The organism is Streptomyces sp. NPDC058470 (assembly GCF_042721055.1).
In the GTDB taxonomy this organism is placed as follows: Bacteria; Actinomycetota; Actinomycetes; order Streptomycetales; family Streptomycetaceae; genus Streptomyces.
This window is the reverse complement of record NZ_JBHXMF010000042.1, coordinates 12,523-29,826: the sequence shown is the minus strand read 5'-3', so window position 1 is coordinate 29,826 and position 17,304 is coordinate 12,523. Positions and strand designations below refer to the sequence as shown.

General features: G+C 70.0%; 12 protein-coding genes and 2 pseudogenes. 2 read left to right on the top strand and 12 right to left on the bottom strand.

What is annotated here, in order from left to right:
• Positions 1–4: 4 nt before the first annotated feature.
• The 10 genes and pseudogenes from ACFWP7_RS28010 to ACFWP7_RS27965 form a co-directional block, all read right to left on the bottom strand.
• Positions 5–556 (bottom strand): beta-class carbonic anhydrase, encoded by a 552-nt coding sequence (locus ACFWP7_RS28010; RefSeq protein ID WP_384386462.1) that lies wholly within the window; start codon positions 554–556, stop codon positions 5–7.
• A 122-nt stretch (positions 557–678) separates the two neighbouring features.
• Positions 679–2,967: an FdhF/YdeP family oxidoreductase gene (locus ACFWP7_RS28005; protein ID WP_384386460.1), complete on the bottom strand. Its 2,289-nt coding sequence runs from the start codon at positions 2,965–2,967 to the stop codon at positions 679–681.
• A 207-nt stretch (positions 2,968–3,174) separates the two neighbouring features.
• Entirely contained in the window at positions 3,175–4,404 is a 1,230-nt protein-coding gene (gene frc, locus ACFWP7_RS28000; RefSeq protein WP_384386457.1) for a formyl-CoA transferase, read from the bottom strand.
• 171 nt (positions 4,405–4,575) lie between these two features.
• The gene (locus ACFWP7_RS27995; RefSeq protein ID WP_384386454.1) at positions 4,576–5,283 is read right to left on the bottom strand and encodes a response regulator; all 708 of its coding nucleotides are present in this window, start codon (positions 5,281–5,283) and stop codon (positions 4,576–4,578) included.
• Complete coding sequence (locus tag ACFWP7_RS27990; protein ID WP_384386451.1) at positions 5,268–6,647, bottom strand: sensor histidine kinase; 1,380 nt, start codon at positions 6,645–6,647, stop codon at positions 5,268–5,270. The genes ACFWP7_RS27995 and ACFWP7_RS27990 overlap by 16 nt, the downstream gene beginning before the upstream one ends.
• A 166-nt stretch (positions 6,648–6,813) precedes the next feature.
• Positions 6,814–7,245, bottom strand: a pseudogene (locus ACFWP7_RS27985) (cyclase family protein); the annotation flags it as partial.
• Positions 7,246–7,271: 26 nt separating this feature from the next.
• Positions 7,272–9,644, bottom strand: a complete 2,373-nt coding sequence (locus ACFWP7_RS27980) for a bifunctional salicylyl-CoA 5-hydroxylase/oxidoreductase (protein ID WP_384386448.1) — start codon at positions 9,642–9,644, stop codon at positions 7,272–7,274.
• A gap of 14 nt (positions 9,645–9,658) precedes the next feature.
• Positions 9,659–11,359: an AMP-binding protein gene (locus tag ACFWP7_RS27975; RefSeq protein ID WP_384386602.1), complete on the bottom strand. Its 1,701-nt coding sequence runs from the start codon at positions 11,357–11,359 to the stop codon at positions 9,659–9,661.
• A gap of 59 nt (positions 11,360–11,418) precedes the next feature.
• Entirely contained in the window at positions 11,419–12,339 is a 921-nt protein-coding gene (locus ACFWP7_RS27970; RefSeq protein ID WP_384386445.1) for an acyl-CoA thioesterase, read from the bottom strand.
• Positions 12,336–12,818 (bottom strand): cupin domain-containing protein, encoded by a 483-nt coding sequence (locus tag ACFWP7_RS27965; protein ID WP_384386443.1) that lies wholly within the window; start codon positions 12,816–12,818, stop codon positions 12,336–12,338. The genes ACFWP7_RS27970 and ACFWP7_RS27965 overlap by 4 nt, the downstream gene beginning before the upstream one ends.
• A 316-nt stretch (positions 12,819–13,134) precedes the next feature.
• On the opposite strand from ACFWP7_RS27965, the gene ACFWP7_RS27960 reads away from it, so the two are divergent.
• Positions 13,135–13,557 carry a RidA family protein gene (locus ACFWP7_RS27960; RefSeq protein WP_384386440.1) on the top strand — a complete coding sequence of 141 codons (423 nt, stop codon included), beginning with the start codon at positions 13,135–13,137 and terminating at the stop codon, positions 13,555–13,557.
• A gap of 84 nt (positions 13,558–13,641) precedes the next feature.
• Here ACFWP7_RS27960 and ACFWP7_RS27955 read toward each other — a convergent pair whose 3' ends face one another.
• Positions 13,642–14,514, bottom strand: a complete 873-nt coding sequence (locus ACFWP7_RS27955; RefSeq protein WP_384386437.1) for a PaaX family transcriptional regulator C-terminal domain-containing protein — start codon at positions 14,512–14,514, stop codon at positions 13,642–13,644.
• A 190-nt stretch (positions 14,515–14,704) separates the two neighbouring features.
• Here ACFWP7_RS27955 and ACFWP7_RS27950 point away from each other — a divergent pair.
• Positions 14,705–15,003, top strand: a pseudogene (locus ACFWP7_RS27950) (SWIM zinc finger family protein); the annotation flags it as partial.
• 102 nt (positions 15,004–15,105) lie between these two features.
• Here the strand turns inward: ACFWP7_RS27950 and fusA are convergent.
• A complete protein-coding gene (gene fusA / locus ACFWP7_RS27945) occupies positions 15,106–17,238 on the bottom strand; it encodes an elongation factor G (protein ID WP_384386434.1) in 2,133 nt (710 codons plus the stop codon).
• Positions 17,239–17,304 lie beyond the last annotated feature (66 nt).

The window sequence follows — 17,304 nt, the reverse complement described above, 5'->3', positions numbered from 1 at the left end:
CGGCTCACCGGCCCGGGTGTATCTCGCGCAGCAGCCCTGTCGACACGTCGAAGACGAACCCGCGTACGTCGTCGGCGTGCGGGAGGAACGGCGAGGTGCGCACCCGCTGGATCGACTGGCGTACGTCCTGATCGACGTCCGTGAAGGACTCGACGGCCCACGCCGGCCGCTGCCCGACCTCCATCTCCAGCTCGACCCGGAAGTCCTCGGTCAGGCTCTGCAGCCCGCAGCCGGTGTGGTGGATGAGGACGACACTGCGGGTGCCGAGGGCGCGTTGACTGATCGTCAGGGAGCGGATGGTGTCGTCGGTGACCACACCGCCCGCGTTGCGGACGGTGTGGCAGTCGCCCAGTTCGAGGCCGAGCGCGGCGTGCAGGTCGATCCGGGCGTCCATGCAGGCCACGACGGCGACGCGGAGGACCGGGCGGGCGCCCATACCAGGGTCGACGAATCCGGCGGCGTAGGCGCGGTTGGCCGCCAGGAGCCGGTCGGTCACCGTCCCGCCGTCGGGAGTCGTGGTGGTGGGCTGAGCGAGACGGGTTGCTGGTGTCGACATGCTGAGCTACCTCACTCCGGTCGAGCGCCTGAAGAAGACGATCTGCCTTCAGGCCTGTATACGGTATGAAGTAGCCAGTATTCGTAATCCCGTGGCCCCTTGTCCAGGGTGCGTGCAAGGGTTCAGGCAGCCAGCGCGGGCTCCAGCCGGACGACGACCCCCTTCGACGTGGGGGTGTTGCTGATGTCGGCCACGCTGTCCAGGGGCACCAGCACGTTGGTCTCGGGGTAGTACGCCGCGGCCGAACCGGGGGTGGTCGGGTAGGCGACCACCCGGAACTTCTCCGCACGGCGTTCCACACCGTCGTGCCACACGCTCACCAGGTCCACCTCGCTGCGGTCGGCGAGCCCGAGCGCCTCCAGGTCGACCGGGTTGACCAGGACCACCCGGCGGGCGTTGTGGATGCCCCGGTAGCGGTCGTTCATGGCGTACGGGATGGTGTTCCACTGGTCGTGCGAGCGCAGCGTCTGGAGCAGCAGATGGCCCGCGGGGGCGCTCAGCATCTCGAAGTCGTTGCAGGTGAAGACGGCCTTGCCGCTCGGTGTGGGGAACACGCCGGAGTTCACCGGGTTGGCCAGCCGGAAACCGCCCGGCCGGTCGACCCGGACGCTGAAGTCGTCGAAGCCGGGGACGACCCGGGAGATCCGGTCACGGATCGTGCCGTAGTCCGCCTCGAACTTCTCCCAGGGGATGGACGGGTTCTCGCCCAGGGTCCGCCGTGCCAGCCGGGAGATGATCGCCACCTCGCTGAGCAGGTGCGGTGAGGCCGGGTGCAGGCGGCCCCGGGAGGCGTGTACCTCGCTCATGGAGTCCTCGACGGTGATGAACTGCTCGACGCCCCCCTGGATGTCCCGGTCGCTGCGGCCCAGCGTGGGGAGGATCAGCGCGGTGTCGCCGCAGACGGTGTGGGAGCGGTTGAGCTTGGTGGAGATGTGCGCGGTGAGCCGGCAGCGCCGCATCGCCCGCTCGGTGACATCGCTGTCAGGAGTGGCACGGACGAAGTTGCCCGCGACGCCGACGAAGACCTTGGCCTCGCCGTCGCGCATGGCCCGGATGGCGTTCACCGAGTCCAGGCCGTGCGCGGTGGGCGGGGTGAAGGCGAACTCGCGCTCCAGGGCGTCCAGGAAGCTCTGCGGCATCCGTTCCCAGATACCCATGGTCCGGTCGCCCTGCACATTGCTGTGGCCGCGCACCGGGCAGACGCCCGCTCCGGGTTTGCCGATGTTGCCGCGCAGCATGAGGAAGTTGACGACCTCACGGATGGTGGGGACGGCGTGCTTCTGCTGGGTGAGTCCCATCGCCCAGCAGACGATGATGCTCTCCGCGGCGAGGACCCGCTCACCGACGACCTCGATCTCCTCGCGGGTGAGTCCGGTGGCTTCCAGGATGTCGTCCCAGTTGGCCTTGCGGGCCTGCGCGGCGAACGCCTCGAAGCCGATCGTGGAGACGTCGATGAATCCGTGGTCCAGGACCGTTCCAGGATTTGCTTCCTCCGCCTCCAGGATCAGCAGGTTCAGCGCCTGGAAGAGCGCGAGGTCGCCGCCGGGGCGGATCTGGAGGAACTGGTCGGCGATGGCGGTGCCCCGGCCGACGATTCCGCGGGGCTTCTGCGGGTGCTTGAACCGCATCAGTCCGGCCTCGGGCAGCGTGTTCACGGCGACGATGTGGCCGCCGTTGAGCTTGGTCTCCTCCAGCGCGGAGAGCATCCGCGGGTGGTTGGTCCCCGGGTTCTGGCCCACCACGAAGACGAGGTCGGAGTGGTGGATGTCGTCCAGGCTCACGCTGCCCTTGCCGATGCCCAACGTCTCGTTGAGCGCGGAACCGCTGGACTCGTGGCACATGTTGCTGCAGTCGGGCAGGTTGTTGGTGCCGTACGCCCGGGCGAACAGCTGGAGGAGGAAGGCGGCCTCGTTGTTGAGCCGCCCCGAGGTGTAGAAGAGGGCTTCGTCGGGCGAGTCGAGCAGGCGCAGTTCCTCGGCGAGCAGGCCGAGCGCGTCGTCCCAGCCGATCGGCTCGTAGTGGTCGGAGCCGGGCCGCTTGACCATGGGTTCGGTCAGCCGGCCCTGCTGGTTGAGCCAGTAGTCGGACTTCTTGTCCAGCTCGGACACCGAGTGTTCCCGGAAGAAGTCGGCGGTGACGCGGCGCGAGGTCGCCTCGTCGTTGATGTGCTTGGCACCGTTCTCGCAGTACTCGTTCTTGGCCCGGTGGCCCGGCGCGGGTTCCGGCCAGGCACAACCGGGGCAGTCGAAGCCCTTGGTCTGGTTGATGTTCAGCAGGGTCAGGGCGGTCCGCCGGACCGAGGTCTGGCCCAGCGAGTACTCGATCGCGTGGGTGACGGCGGGCAGTCCGGTCGCCCAGGTCTTGGGCGGAGTGACTTCCAGCCGGTCTTCCGGGTCCTCGATGGTGCTCATGATCTGGCCTGTGCCTCTCTGCCACTCGCGCGCGCGACGGAGCCGGCGCCACGACGGGAATTGAATTCCCGCTCTAGATCAGCTTCGGCCAGGCCGCGAGAAGTAGTCAAAGAGACATCAACTTCTACGTGATAAACGCCGCCTATCAAGCGGGCGGCGCCCCCGTTGACCTGCACGGACGACAATCGTCCGGCGGACGGAAGTCGGTCAGATCACACCTTGGGCCCTGAGCAGCGGCAGCTCCTCGTGCGAGATACCGAGCTCCTGGAGGTAGATCTCCTCGTTGTGCTCGCCGAGCAGCGGCGACCGCTCCACCTTGACCGGGGAGTCGGAGAGTTTCAGCGGATTGCCGACCGTGACGTACGAGCCGCGCTCGGGGTGCTCGACCCTGACGACGATCTCGTTGGCGGCGAGCGAGGCGTCCTCGATGATCTCCTTGGTGGACAGGACGGGCCCGCAGGGGATGTGGTGGGCGTTGAGCGCCTCCAGGACCAGCATTTTGGGAAGCGTGCGGGTCCATTCCTCGATCAGCTGGAACATCTTGCCGAGCTTGGGCAGCCGGGCCTCGGGGGTGGCCCACTCGGGATCCTCGGCCAGCTCCGGCCGGCCGATGAGCTCGCTGATCGGCTTCCAGCCGACGGGCTGCACGATGACGTACACATAGTCGTTGGGGCCGCCCGGCGCGCATCTGACCGCCCAGCCGGGCTGGCCACCGCCGGACGCGTTGCCCGAGCGCGGCACCTCGTCGCCGAAGTCCTCGTTCGGGAACTCCGCGAGCGGGCCGTGCGCGAGCCGCTGCTGATCGCGCAGTTTCACCCGGCAGAGGTTGAGCACGGCGTGCTGCATCGCGACGTTGACCCGCTGGCCGCGGCCGGTGTGGGTGCGCTGGAAGAGAGCTGCGAGGATCCCGGCCACGGCGTGCATACCGGTCCCCGAGTCGCCGATCTGGGCACCGGTCGCGAGCGGCGGACCGTCCTCGAAGCCGGTGGTGGACATCGATCCGCCCATGGCCTGGGCGACGACCTCGTACGCCTTGTAGTTGGTGTACGGGCCTTCGCCGAAGCCCTTGATGGACGCGTAGACGATACGCGGGTTGATCTCGCGGATGCGGTCCCAGGTGAAGCCCATGCGGTCGATGGCGCCCGGTCCGAAGTTCTCGACCATGACGTCGGAGGTCCGGATCAGCTCGGTGAGGATCTCCTTGCCGCGTTCGGTCTTGGTGTTGAGGGTGATGCTGCGCTTGTTGCTGTTGAGCATCGTGAAGTAGAGGGAGTCGACGTCCGGGAGGTCGCGCAGCTGCGTGCGCGTGATGTCACCGGTCGGCGCCTCCAGCTTGACCACGTCGGCGCCGAGCCACGCGAGGATCTGCGTCGCGGACGGGCCGGACTGAACGTGCGTCATATCCAGGACGCGCACGCCCTCAAGAGCCTGCGTCATGTTCGCCGCCTCACTTTGTACGTGGTCCGGTTCAGGAGTTCCGAGCACCCATACTGTAGATTGCATACCGTATGGAGTTGCTTCATGGTTGCGGCAGACGCGAGGGATGTCCAGAGGGCGTGGGCAAGATTTCGCGTCGCTGAAGTGCCTCGACGCCGAAGCGGCCGGCTCTTACCGACCCGTGTCCGCCGGACCGCCCGGCGAGATCAGTCCGGTCTCGTAGGCGAGGACAACAGCCTGTACCCGGTCACGCAGGTCCAGCTTCGACAGGATACGGCCGACGTGCGTCTTGACCGTGGTGGGGCTGAGGAACAGCCGGTCCGCAAGCTCGGCGTTGGTGAGGCCCGTCGCGAGCAGCCGGAGCACTTCCAGTTCACGGGGGGTCAGACCGGAGAGGTCGCGGTGCGAGGTGGCCGCCCGGTCCTCCACCCGGTGCGCGAAGCGTTCGATCAACCTGCGGGTGATCGCGGGCGCGAGCAGGGCGTCGCCCGACTGCACCAGGCGTACGGCGGCCACCAGATGCTCGGGGGTGACGTCCTTGAGCAGGAAGCCGCTGGCGCCTGCGGTGAGCGCCGCGTAGACGTAGTGGTCGAGGTCGTACGTCGTGAGGATGATGATCCGGGTCTCCTCCCCCGGTCCCGCGCCGGCGAGGATCCGCCGGGTCGCCTCGATGCCGTCCATCCGCGGCATCCGGATGTCCATGAGGACGACGTCGGGACGGGTGCGTCGGACGGCGGCGACCGCCTCGTCCCCGTCGGCCGCCTCGGCCGTCACCTCGATGCCGTCGGCGGCGAGGATCATCCCGAAGCCCGTCCGCACCAGGGCCTGGTCGTCCGCGATGACGGCGCGCAACGGCGGCCGGTTCACGTGGTCCGCCACGGGACGCGGGCCTTGACCCGGTATCCGCCGGCGAGGGTCGGCCCGGCCGTGAGTTCACCGCCGTACACCGCGAGGCGCTCGCGCAGCCCGATCAGCCCGCGGCCGTTGCCGTCCGCCGACGGGGAGTCGTGGTCCGCGGGCGGCAAGTCGTGGGCGGCGCCGTTGTCCATGACCTCGATCTCCAGGCAGTCGTCGGCGTAGCCGATCGTGACGAAGGCGTCGGCGCCCGGCGCGTGTTTGATCGTGTTGGTGAGCGCCTCCTGCACCACGCGGTACGCCGCCAGCTCCACCCCGGGCGGCAGCGGGTCCGGTGGCAAGGACACCGCGACGCCGACCGGTGTCCCCGCGGCGCGTACCCGCTCGGTCAGCGCGTCGAGCTGTCCGAGGCCGGGCTGCGGTTCAAGTCCGTCGGCGGGGCTGTCGGCGCGGCCGGTGTCCGGAGCGGCCAACAGGCCCATCACATGCCGGAGTTCGGCCATCGCGGCGCGGCCCCCGGCCTCCACCGCCAGCAGTGCTTCCTTCGACCGCTCCGGCGCCGCGTCCATCACCTTGCGTGCCGCCCCCGCCTGGATCACCATCACGCTCACATTGTGGGTCACGACGTCGTGCAACTCGGCGGCGATCCGGGCGCGTTCCTCCTCGACGGCCCGGCGCATGGTCTCCTCCTGCGCCTTCTCCAGCTCCGTGAACCGGTCCCGGCTGGCCGCAAGACGCCGCCGCGAGAAGCGGACGAGGCCGGCCCCCACCCCGGCGACCAGCAGCACGACCGCGGGACTCGACCACCCTGGCAGCATGGGCTCCGCCTCCCGGAAGGCCAGACCGGCCAGTACGGCGGCGACGACCAGGCCGGCCAGCGAGCCCGCCCGGTAACGGCTGTACATGACCGCGCTGTAGGCGCCGATGACGATGGTGAACACGTTGATCCAGGAGGCGTCGTCGCCGATGGCCAGCGCCGCGGCCATCACCACCGCGAACACGGTCAGCGGATACCTGCGCATGGCCGCCAGCGGCAGCGCCGACAGGACGACCAGGAACCAGGGCACGGACGGGATCTCACCTCCCGCGGGCCGCTCACCGGGGGCGGGCGGCCGCGGCGGGGCCGGGAACCCGTACTCGTCCTTCGAGACGATGCGTACCGGCCCGTCGCCCGGATAGCGCGCCGCCACGATCAGTGCGACGACGGTCAGTACGACCGCCAGCACCACGTCGGCGCGCACCGCGCGCCGTGACAGCGGAGCGGGCTTCGCGTCCGGCCGCAGCGCGTCCCGCAGTTGCTGACCCCATCCGCGCCGGTCCTCCGTCTCCGTCCCCATCAGCACATTGTGTGGCCCCCCGCCCCGGCCCGCGTCCGCCTTCACGGCCATGTCGCTGTCCTTCAGGCGTACTTCGCAGGGATGACCTCACGGCCGGGTCCTCCGCGCGGAGGGCCGTATGTCGGTGCCACGGCCGACGCGCCCGGTCGGCGCCCGCCCCTACGTTCGCTGAGCCCGGCAACACACCCCTTCACGAGCCCAAGGACGGACGACTCCACAGCAACCAGCCGCCGTCCGGCAGCGGTCCGTGCTCGGCCTCCCAGGCCTTCACATGGTCCACCTCGACGAGGAAGTCGGGGTCCTGCGCCGCCTCGGCGGAGAAATCAAGCACCGCGGCGGGTGCGATCAGCCGTCGCGCCGGCACCGACGCCACGTCGCCGAGATCCTTGCCGGTGGCCCAGTGGTTCGGTGCGTCGAAGTGGGTGCCGGTGTGCTCACCGCTGCGGAAGTTGTTCCAGTACCAGGCCGGGCCGCGGTCGTCGTACCGGCTGATCTCCTCCAGTTCGAACACCGCCGTCTGGCCGAATTCGGGAGGCAGTTGGATCACCGGCGTGGCGGCGGAGAGCGGTGAGGTGAGGTCGACGACTTCGACCGAACCGTCCCGCAACGCGGTTACCAGGGCGGAGAGGACGGACGGCTCGGGCGGCATGAAATCCTCCTGGGACGACGACGCAGTCACACAGTTGCCGGTTCACGCGACGGCGTCCAGCGTAGATGCACGTTCCGCTCGGACCCGTCCGCCCGCAGCAGCGAAAGCCGCGGCCGTACGGCGTCGGTGCGCGAGGTCGGCGGCTTGCGGCGCCCGGCGCCGAACTGCACCGGCCACTGCGCCGCCGCGCCCCGGTACTCCTGCTCGGCCGCCGCGTGCAAAGTCCAGTGCGGGTCGTAGAGGTGGGTGCGGCCGAGGGCACACAGGTCGGCGCGGCCCGCGAGCAGGATCGAGTTCACGTCGTCGTACGAGGCGATGGCGCCGACCGCGATGACCGCCGTACCGGTGGCGGCGGCGACCTCGTGCCGGATCCGGTCCGCGAACGGTGTCTGGTAGGAGCGGCCGTACGCGGGCCGTTCGTCCTTGGTGACCTGGCCCGAGGAGACGTCGATCGCGTCCGCCCCGTGTGCGATGAAGGCGCGGGCGATCTCGACGGCGTCGTGCTCGGTGTTGCCGTCGGGCACCCAGTCGGTCGCGGAGATGCGCACGATCATCGGCCGCCCGGCGGGCCAGGCGACGCGCACGGCGTCGAACACCTCCAGGGGGAACCGGAGCCGGTTCTCCAGCGGGCCGCCGTACTCGTCGGTGCGCCGGTTCGCGGTCGGCGACAGGAAGGAGGACAGCAAGTAGCCGTGCGCGCAGTGGAGTTCGAGCAGGTCGAAGCCCGCCTCGGCGCCGCGCCGGGCCGCACCGACGAAGTCGCCGACGATTGCGTCCAGTTCGGCGCGGGTGAGCTCACGGGGAACGGCCGATCCCGCGCCGTACGGCAGCGGTGAGGGTCCGGCGACCTCCCAGTTCCCCTCCGGCAGCGGCTCGTCCATGCCCTCCCACATGAGCCGGGTGGAACCCTTGCGCCCCGCGTGACCGAGCTGGAGGCCGATGCGCGCGGTGCTCCGGTCATGGACGAAGGACACGATCCTCGCCCAGGAGTCGCGCTGTTCGTCGGTCCACAGCCCCCCACAGCCGGGGGTGATCCGGCCCTCCGGCGAGGGGCAGACCATCTCCGTCATCACCAGTCCGGCGCCACCCATGGCCTTGGAGCCGAGGTGCACGAGATGGAAGTCGCCGGGCACGCCGTCCTCCGCGGAGTACATGTCCATCGGGGAGACGATCACCCGGTTCTTCAGCTCCAACTCCCCCAGCCGGAAAGGCTGGAACATCGCCGGTACGCCGCCGTCGAGCCCCTGGGAGGCGGCGAACGCCGCGTCGACCCGGCCGGCGAAGTCCTCGTCGCGGGCACGGAGGTTGTCGTACGTGATCCGGCGCGAGCGCGTGAGCAGGTTGAAGCAGAACTGGGTCGGCTCCTGGTGGACGTACATGCCGATGTTCTCGAACCACTCCAGCGAGGCCTGCGCCGCCCGCTGGGTGGACTCGACGACGGGCCGCCGCTCGGCCTCGTACGCGGTCAACGCGGTTTCCACGTCGGGGTGTTCGTGCAGGCAGGCGGCGAGGGCGAGCGCGTCCTCCATCGCCAGCTTGGTCCCCGAACCGATCGAGAAGTGCGCGGTGTGCGCGGCGTCGCCGACCAGGACGAGGTTGTCGTGGTGCCAGCGTTCGTTGCGTACGGTGGTGAAGTTGAGCCACTTCGAGTTGTTGGCGAACGCACGGTGACCCGCGAGTTCTTCCGCGAAGAGGTCCCGGATGCGCGCCACGGCCTGCTCGTCGGAGACGCCCGGCGCGAACTCGACCCCCTCGGTGGCGTCGAAGCCGGCGCGGCGCCAGACGTCCTCGTGCATCTCGACGATGAAGGTGGAACCGCTGTCGGAGTAGGGGTAACCGTGGACCTGCATGGTCCCCCACTCGGTCTCCTTGACGAAGAACTGGAAGGCCTCGAAGACCCGGTCGGTGCCGAGCCACATGTACTTGTTGTGGCGGCGGTCCAAGGTGGGCTGGAAGACATCCGAATGGGCGGCCCGGACAAGGGAGTTGGCGCCGTCGGCGGCGACCACCAGGTCGTGCGAGGTACGCAGCCCTTCGGGGGCGGGTGTCCGGAAGTGCACGGCGACTCCGAGGTCGCGGCAGCGCTCCTGGAGGAGGCGGAGCAGCTCTTTGCGGCTCATGGCGGCGAAGCCCTGGCCGCCCACGGTGTGGCTCTCGCCGCGGAAGTGGATGTCGATGTCGGTCCATCGGGCGAAGTGCCGCGCCATGGCGTCGGCGAACTCGGTGTCGGAGTTCTCGATGCCACCGAGCGTCTCGTCGGAGAAGACCACGCCGAAACCGAAGGTGTCGTCGGGGGCGTTGCGCTCCCAGACGGTGATGTCGTGGGCGGGGTCGAGCTGTTTCATCAGCGCGGCGAGGTAGAGGCCGCCGGGGCCACCGCCGATGATCGCGATCTTCAAGGGGGTCGTTCCTCTCACTGCTCGCCGCCGGGTGAAGTGGGGGCGACGGGCTGCTGGGCCTGTTTGGGCTGCTGGGCCTCGGCTTGCTCGGCTTCGATGATCCTGCGGAGTGCGAAGCGCTGGAGTTTGCCGCTCGTGTTGCGCGGCAGGGAGTCGCAGAACCGCACGTCGCGCGGGTATTTGTAGGGAGCCAGGACCTGTTTGACGTGGTCCTGGATCTCCTTGGCCTTGGCCTCGCCGCCCGGCACACCGTCGCGGAGCACGACGAAGGCGCACACGACGGAGCCGCGTTCGGTGTCAGGCCTGCCGACGACGGCGCACTCCAGTACGTCGGGGTGGGTGTCGACGGCGGCCTCGACCTCGGGCCCGCCGATGTTGTAGCCCGAGGAGACGATCATGTTGTCGCTGCGGGCCCGGTAGAAGAAGTAGCCGTCCTCGTCCCGGTGGAAAATGTCACCGGTGACGTTCCAGCCGTTCACGACGTAGTCCTTCTGCCGCTCGTCGCCGAGGTAGCGGCAGCCGACCGGACCGATGACGCCCAGCAACCCCGGTTCCCCGGGGCCGAGTTCCGCGCCGTCGGGGCCGAGGACGGCCGCGCGGTAACCGGGTACCGGCTTCCCGGTGGCACCGGGCCGGATGTCGTCTCCGGCGGCCGAGATGAAGATGTGCAGCAGCTCGGTGGCGCCGATTCCGTCGATGACCCTGAGCCCGAGCCTGTCGCGCAGCCGCTCCCAGGTGTCCTGGGCGATGTGTTCGCCGGCCGACACTCCGGCTCGCAGCCCGGCGAGCCGCTGTTCCTGCCCTTCGCGCACGATCGCCTTGTACGCGGTGGGCGCCGTGGCGAGCACGGTGACGCCCTCCCGCTCGACTAGCTCCGCGAGTTGCGGCGGGGTGGCGGCCTCGGTCAGCAGGGCGCAGGCGCCGGCCCGCAGCGGGAAGACGACGAGCATGCCGAGGCCGAAGGTGAAGGCGAAGGGGGCGGTGCAGGCGACCAGGTCGTCCGGGACGAGCTTCAGCGTGTGGCGGCCGAAGGTGTTGTCGATGGACAGGATGTCGCGGTGGAAGTGCATGGTGATCTTCGGGGTTCCCGTGCTGCCGGAGGTCGGCCCGAGAAGTGCCACGTCGTCCGCGGCGGTCGCCACGTCGGTGAAGTCGCCGGACTTGCCCGCGGCGCGCTCGACGAGATCACCGGGGCCCTTGCCGCCGTACTCCACCACCGTCAGCGACGGCAGGGTGCCGGCCCGGACGGCATGGGCGTCCTCGGCGAAACGGTGGTCCACCAGCGCTATGGACGGCTGCGTCCGCTCGACGATCGGGGCGATCTCGCGGGCCCGCAGTGCGGCCATGGTGGTCACGACGACACCACCGGCCTTGAGCACTCCAAGCCAACACGCCACCGCCCAGGGGTTGTTGGGCGCCCGCAGCAGGACACGCTGCCCGGGGAGCAGACCCAGGTCCTCGGTCAGCACCTGGGCAACCTGGTTGGCGCACGTGCGGAGTTGGCCGTACGTCCAGGTCTCCCCTGCCGGGGTGCGCAGCGCCGGGCGGTCGGCCCCGTACGTCGATACGGGGATGTCGACGAGTTCGGTGGCGGCGTTGAGCCGGTCCGGGTAGTGGAGTTCGGGCGTGGTGAACTCGATCGTCGGCCACAGGTGCGCGGGCGGCAGGTGGTCGCGGGCGAAGGTGTCCAGGTGCGCCGAGGTCGAAAGGGACAACGGAGTCGAAGGAGACAACGGAGGAGTCCTTCCGGGAGCCCGCCGACGGGGGCGGCGGATCAGGCGGTGCGGATCATGCCCTCCTGGACAACTGTGGCCAGGTGACGGTGGTCGCGGGTGAAGAAGCGGCCCGTGCCCAGTCCGCGGCCCGCGTCCGCGGCCACCGCTTCCTGGACGTAGAGGAGCCAGCCGCCCACCGGTCCCGGACGGTGGAACCACATGGCGTGGTCGAGGCTGGCGGTGATCAGCCCGGGCTGGGCCCAGGGCAGGTCGAGCACCCGCAGGACCGGTTCGAGGATCGTGTAGTCGCAGACGTAGGCGAGGGCGGCCAGGTCCCGCTGCGCGTCGGTCAGTCCCTCGACGGAACGCAGCGGGTCGAACGGCTTCAGCCACACCGCCTGGTGCGGCAGCTGCTTGCCCTCGACGGTGAGGTACACGGGTCCTGGCACATGCCGCATGTCGAAGCTGCGGCCGCCCGACCAGTAGGCCTTCGACTCGTCGGTCATCGTGCCGCCGGCGCGCTCCGCGAGGTAGGCCGCCGAGTCGGGCAGTTCCTCGGGATCCGGGACGACCTCGGCGAGTGGCGCCTCGAAGGTGCCGCCGGCCTCGCCCGCGGCGAAGTTGGCGAGGCAGACGTAGAGGGGCTTGCCGTTCTGGTAGCCGCGTACCTGCCGGGTGCTGTAGCCCCGGCCGTCGCGCAGCACCTCCACCTCGTACCGCACGATCGCCCCGATGTCGGCCGGGCGCAGGAAGTAACTGTGCATCGAGTGCAGCGACTTGCCGTCGTTCACCGATCGCATCACCGCGGCCGCGGCCTGCGCGACCAGATCACCGCCGTAGGCCTTGGGCCATGGGCACGGCTGGGTGACGGCGGTGAACGCGAGGTCGAAGTGCTCGGGCTCGGCGGGGGTCAGCGCGATGGCCGCGGTGAAGGTCTCCGAGGTGAAGTCGGTCTCCGAGGCGCCGTCGGCGGTCGTCATCGGTCGAGCCAGTCGCGCAGGTCGGCGTCGGCGATGTCGGGAAGGTTCACGACGATGTTCTCCGGTGTCCGGGTCGTCATCCACGTCAGCGGTTTCGTCCGCGAGAGGTTGCATTCGACGTGCGGCATGAACGGCGGTACGAAGACCCAGTCGCCCTCTTCCATGTCGACGTAGTCCTCGAACTTCTCGCCGAAGTAGATGCGCGCCCTGCCCGACAGGACGTACCCGCCGGTCTCGGCCTCACCGTGGTGGTGGGTGACCGAGCGGTAGCCGGGGTCGTTGCTGACCTTGCCGAACCAGAGTCTGGTGGCGGGGGTGTGCTGGATGCTCACGCCCGAGATCCGGACGGCGCCGCCGGAATCCGCGGCGCCCCCGTCCTCGGAGCCGCCGCGGGTCACGACGGGGGCGACGAGACCGCTGGGCAGTCGGTACATCGAGTTGTCGCCTTCGAGGCAGTACTTGCTGAGGTCGGGCTCCACGGAGTCGGCTCCGTTTCGATTGTCTTGGGACGGGCCGTTTCGGTAGTCGTGACACGGGCGTTGCGGTAGTCGTGGCGCGGGCGTTGCGGTAGTCGTGGCACGGGCGTTTCGGTAGTCGTGGCACGGGCGTTTCGGTAGTCGTGGCACGAGCGCGGCGGTTGTCGTGACACGGCCGTGGCAGCGTCGGTCACCGGTGCCGCCGGGCGGGTGGGACCGAACACGTCCTGTCTCGTATTTTTCACCGTCGTCATTTATTGTCAATACGCATCGCCGGACGGATCGGAACCCGGTCCGAACTCCCCTGGAGGCCCGCCGCATGACTTCACCCGTCGCCGTGAACCCGGCCGCCCTTCCGACGCCCCGCGGCTACTCACACGGAACCCTCGCGGGAAACACACTCCACCTCGGCGGACAGACCGCTCTCGACTCCGATATGAAGATCGCGCCGGGCGGCATCGTCGAGCAGTTCCGCCAGGCCTTCGACAACCTCCTGACCACACTCCGCGAGGTGGGGGGCGAGCCCGGTGACCTGGTCAGCGTGACCATCTACCTCACCGACATCCCCGACTACCAGGCCCACGGCAAGGAGATCGGCGAGGTCTGGCGCGAGCTCGCCGGCCCCGTCTACCCGGCCATGGCCGGCATCGGCTGCACGGCCCTGTGGCAGCCGGAGGCCCTGATCGAGATTCTGGGCGTGGCGGTGATCCCCGAGGAGCGGCTCAGGGCGCCGCGCGGCTGAGCGCTGCGCGTCGGCGGTGCCATCCCGCGCCCTGGACGACCGCCGGCGCGTGCTCGCCGCGGATGAGCGGTGCGCACCGCCGGCTCACTGCCTCCGGTGCCGCTGCCCAGCCCCGTGGATCACAGCCAGCGCATGCTCCCGCGCCGGCACGCCCAGTGCCGCGTCCAGCTCGTGGAACATCTCGCCCGCGGTCACCCCGTTCCATCCCGGCGGGAGCAGCGCCAGCGGGAGTCCGGGATCGCGGTAGGGAAGCCGCCGCCACTGGGTGAGCATGGGGATGTACGTCCGGAACGCCTCCGGCGCGGTCGTCCCGCCCGCCGACGTCCGGTCGCGGACGGGGGCGTAGCGCCGTAGGAAGTCCGCGTACAGCGCGGTGAGTTCGTCCAGGTCCCACCACACGCGGACCTTTGCCCGCAGGTCGCCGAAGGCGAAGTGGTCCCCGGTGAAGAGGTCCACGTACGGGGAGAGCCCACGGCGCTCCAGGGTCCGCCGCGTCTCCCCCGCCAGGTTGCCCGGCGCCACCCACACCCCGGGCGCGGCGGTGCCGAAGCCCAGGCGGGTCAGGCTGGTCCGCAGGGCGTGCCGCTTCTCGCGCTCGGACTCCGGCACCGAGAACACGACCACGAGCCAGCCGTCGTCCTGGACCGCACGGGCCCGCTCGAAGATACGTACATCACCCTCGGCGAGGACTTCCAGGGTCGGCTCCGCGAGGGAGTAGCCCGCCGCGTTCGCGTGCCGCTCGCTGCGGAGTACCCCGCGACGCTTCAGGCGGGAGACCGCGGACCGTACGGCCTGCCCCTCCGCCCCGAGTTCCGCCATGAGCCGCACCACCGACGCGACCGAGAGCCAGTTGTGCTCGCCGCGCGCATAGAGACCGAAGACCGTGATGATCAGCTGGCCGAGGCGGGTGTCGCCACCGCCCGCGGCGACAGAGGCAGACTGAAGATCCGCTGTCATGCCAGCACCATAGCGCCCGCCATACGCCGGGCCGCTCGGGCGATGCGAACCCGACCCACCCGATGAAACGGTGGCGTTTCTTTTGCTGTGCTGCTTAGTTATGCGTACGGAACGGTTTCGTTTCGATCGGTCAGAGTCGAGGGCCATGGGACTCGGTCAGAGTCGAGGGCCAAGGAAGAGGCACCCATGCGGCACGACCAACGTCGACATCAACTTCCCGCTCCGTCGGGCGCTCAGCAGGCTCGGCGGGCTGGATCCACTGCAACTGGCCGTCGGACCTGATGAGTTGGAGGTCACCACTTTCGACGGCCGGTTCGTGGAGAAGCAGGTCCCGCTGCCGGAACGCTGGTTACGAGGCTTCGCCGAGGCGCAGGTACTCGCGGCGGGCTTCACCCCGCGCGCCGAGTCCCCGCCACGGCGGCGGCCGCCTTCCTGCGGTCGCTGCCACGGCCCACCCGCCAGTCAAGTGCCCGTACGACGCGCTGGGTTCAGCAACTCCTATGGCTGGCGCTGAAGCCGATGAGTTGAGTGCGCACCGGCATGTCCGCCGTGGACGGTCCCGCCCGCATGAGGGCGGGACCGTCGTTGCGGCTACCGGGCCGGTGTCCCGTCGGACGCCGTGCTCGGTGCCGGGGCGTAACCGGTGGGCCGGGTGGTGAAGACTCCCCGGCCCTGGGTCCGGCTGCGCAGCCGGGTCGCATAGCCGAACAGCTCCGCCAGCGGCACGGTGGCGGCGACCACCACCGCCCCCGCCCGCGCGGTCGAGCCCGAGACCCGGCCGCGCCGCGCGGCCAGGTCGCCGAGCACCCCGCCCACGGCCTCGTCGGGCGCGGTGACCGTCACCTCGGCCACCGGTTCCAGCAGGACCATCACGGCGGCGCGCAGTGCTTCCCGGAGCGCGAGTCGCCCGGCCGTCCGGAACGCCATCTCCGAAGAGTCCTTCGGATGGGTCGCTCCATCGGTCAGGACTACGCGCAGCCCGACCACCGGGTGACCACCGAGTGGCCCCTCGGCCAGGGCGTCCCGGCATCCCGCCTCCACTGCCCGGACGTACTCCTGCGGCACCCGCCCACCGACGACGGCGGACCGGAACTCGAAGCCCGTCGCGCTGCCACCGGCGTTGTCATGAGCGCCACCCGCGGCGGCTGCCTCCAGTGGCTCGACGTCGAGCACGACATGGGCGAACTGCCCCGCGCCGCCATCCTGCTTGACGTGCCGGTAGACGAGTCCGGCAACGCCGCGGACAACCGTCTCCCGGTACGCCACCTTCGGCCGGCCGACCCGGACATTCAGCCCGTGGGCGCGCCGGATCTTCTCCACCGCCACCTCCAGATGCAGTTCACCCATGCCCGACAGCACCGTCTGCCCGGTCTCGGGATCGGTCCGGACGACCAACGACGGATCCTCCTCGACCAGCCGCGTCAACGCCGACACCAAGCGCTCCGTGTCGGTGCTCGCCCCTGCCTCGACCGCGACGGACACGACCGGATCGGCCGTGGTCGGCGGTTCGAGAACCAACGGTGCCCCGGGCGCACACAGGGTCGCCCCGGCACGGACCGACTTCAGCCCGACCACCGCGACGATGTCCCCGGCCACCGCCCGGTCCAACTGGGCGTGGCGGTCGGCCTGGACGCGCAGGATCCGCCCGATCCGCTCGGTTCGCCGCGCGCCCGCCTCCCACACTGTCTCTCCCTTCCGGATCGTTCCCGAGTACACACGCAGGTACGTCAGCCGCCCGGTGGCGGTCGCGCTCACCTTGAAAGCCAGTGCCGCGAACGGCGCCGCCGGGTCGGCGGCCCGCTCCTGCTCCGTACCGTCGAAAGTGCCGCGCACGGCGGGCACATCGAGCGGCGAGGGCAGATACGCCGCCACGGCGTCCAACAGCGGCTCGATCCCGCGGTTGCGGTAGGCCGAGCCGCACAGCACCACCACTGCGTCACCGGTACGAGTCAGGTCGCGCAGCGCGCTCGCCAGGGTCTGCGCGGAGACGGTGGCCTCCGCGCAGAACTCCTCCAGCGCCACGGGGTGGAGTTCCGCCACCGCTTCCTCCAGCACCCGGCGGCGCCGTTGCGCATCGTCGAGCAGCGCCTCGGGCACGGGCCCCTCCTCGACCGTGTCACGGCCGTCGGCCCAGACCAACGCCCGCATACGCAGCAGATCCACCACTCCGGTGAACCCGTCCTCCGCGCCGATCGGCAACTGCACGACCAGCGGCGCCGGATGCAGCCGCTCCCGGATCGACGCGACCGCCGAGTCGAGGTCCGCACCGGCGCGGTCCAGCTTGTTGACGAAAGCGATTCGTGGCACCCCGTACCGGTCGGCCTGCCGCCAGACCGACTCACTCTGCGGCTCGACCCCGGCGACGGCGTCGAACACCGCGATCGCTCCGTCGAGCACCCGCAGCGAGCGGGTCACCTCGTCGGAGAAGTCGACATGCCCCGGGGTGTCGATCAGATTGATCCGATGGCCGCCCCAGGCACAGCTGACGGCCGCGGCGAAAATGGTGATCCCACGATCTCGCTCCTGAGAATCGAAGTCGGTGACGGTCGTGCCGTCATGGACCTCACCGCGCTTGTGCGTGGTCCCGGTGAGATACAGGATCCGCTCGGTGACGGTGGTCTTCCCCGCGTCGACGTGAGCGAGGATGCCCAGATTGCGGACAGCGGCCAGCGGGTTGACAGGGTGAGCGGGACGGGTGGGGTCTCGGTGCAGGTCGGTACGCACGGCCCATGGCCTTTCAGGGTGATCCGGAACGGGTCGGCGCGATTCCCGGACGAGACAACCTGTGCC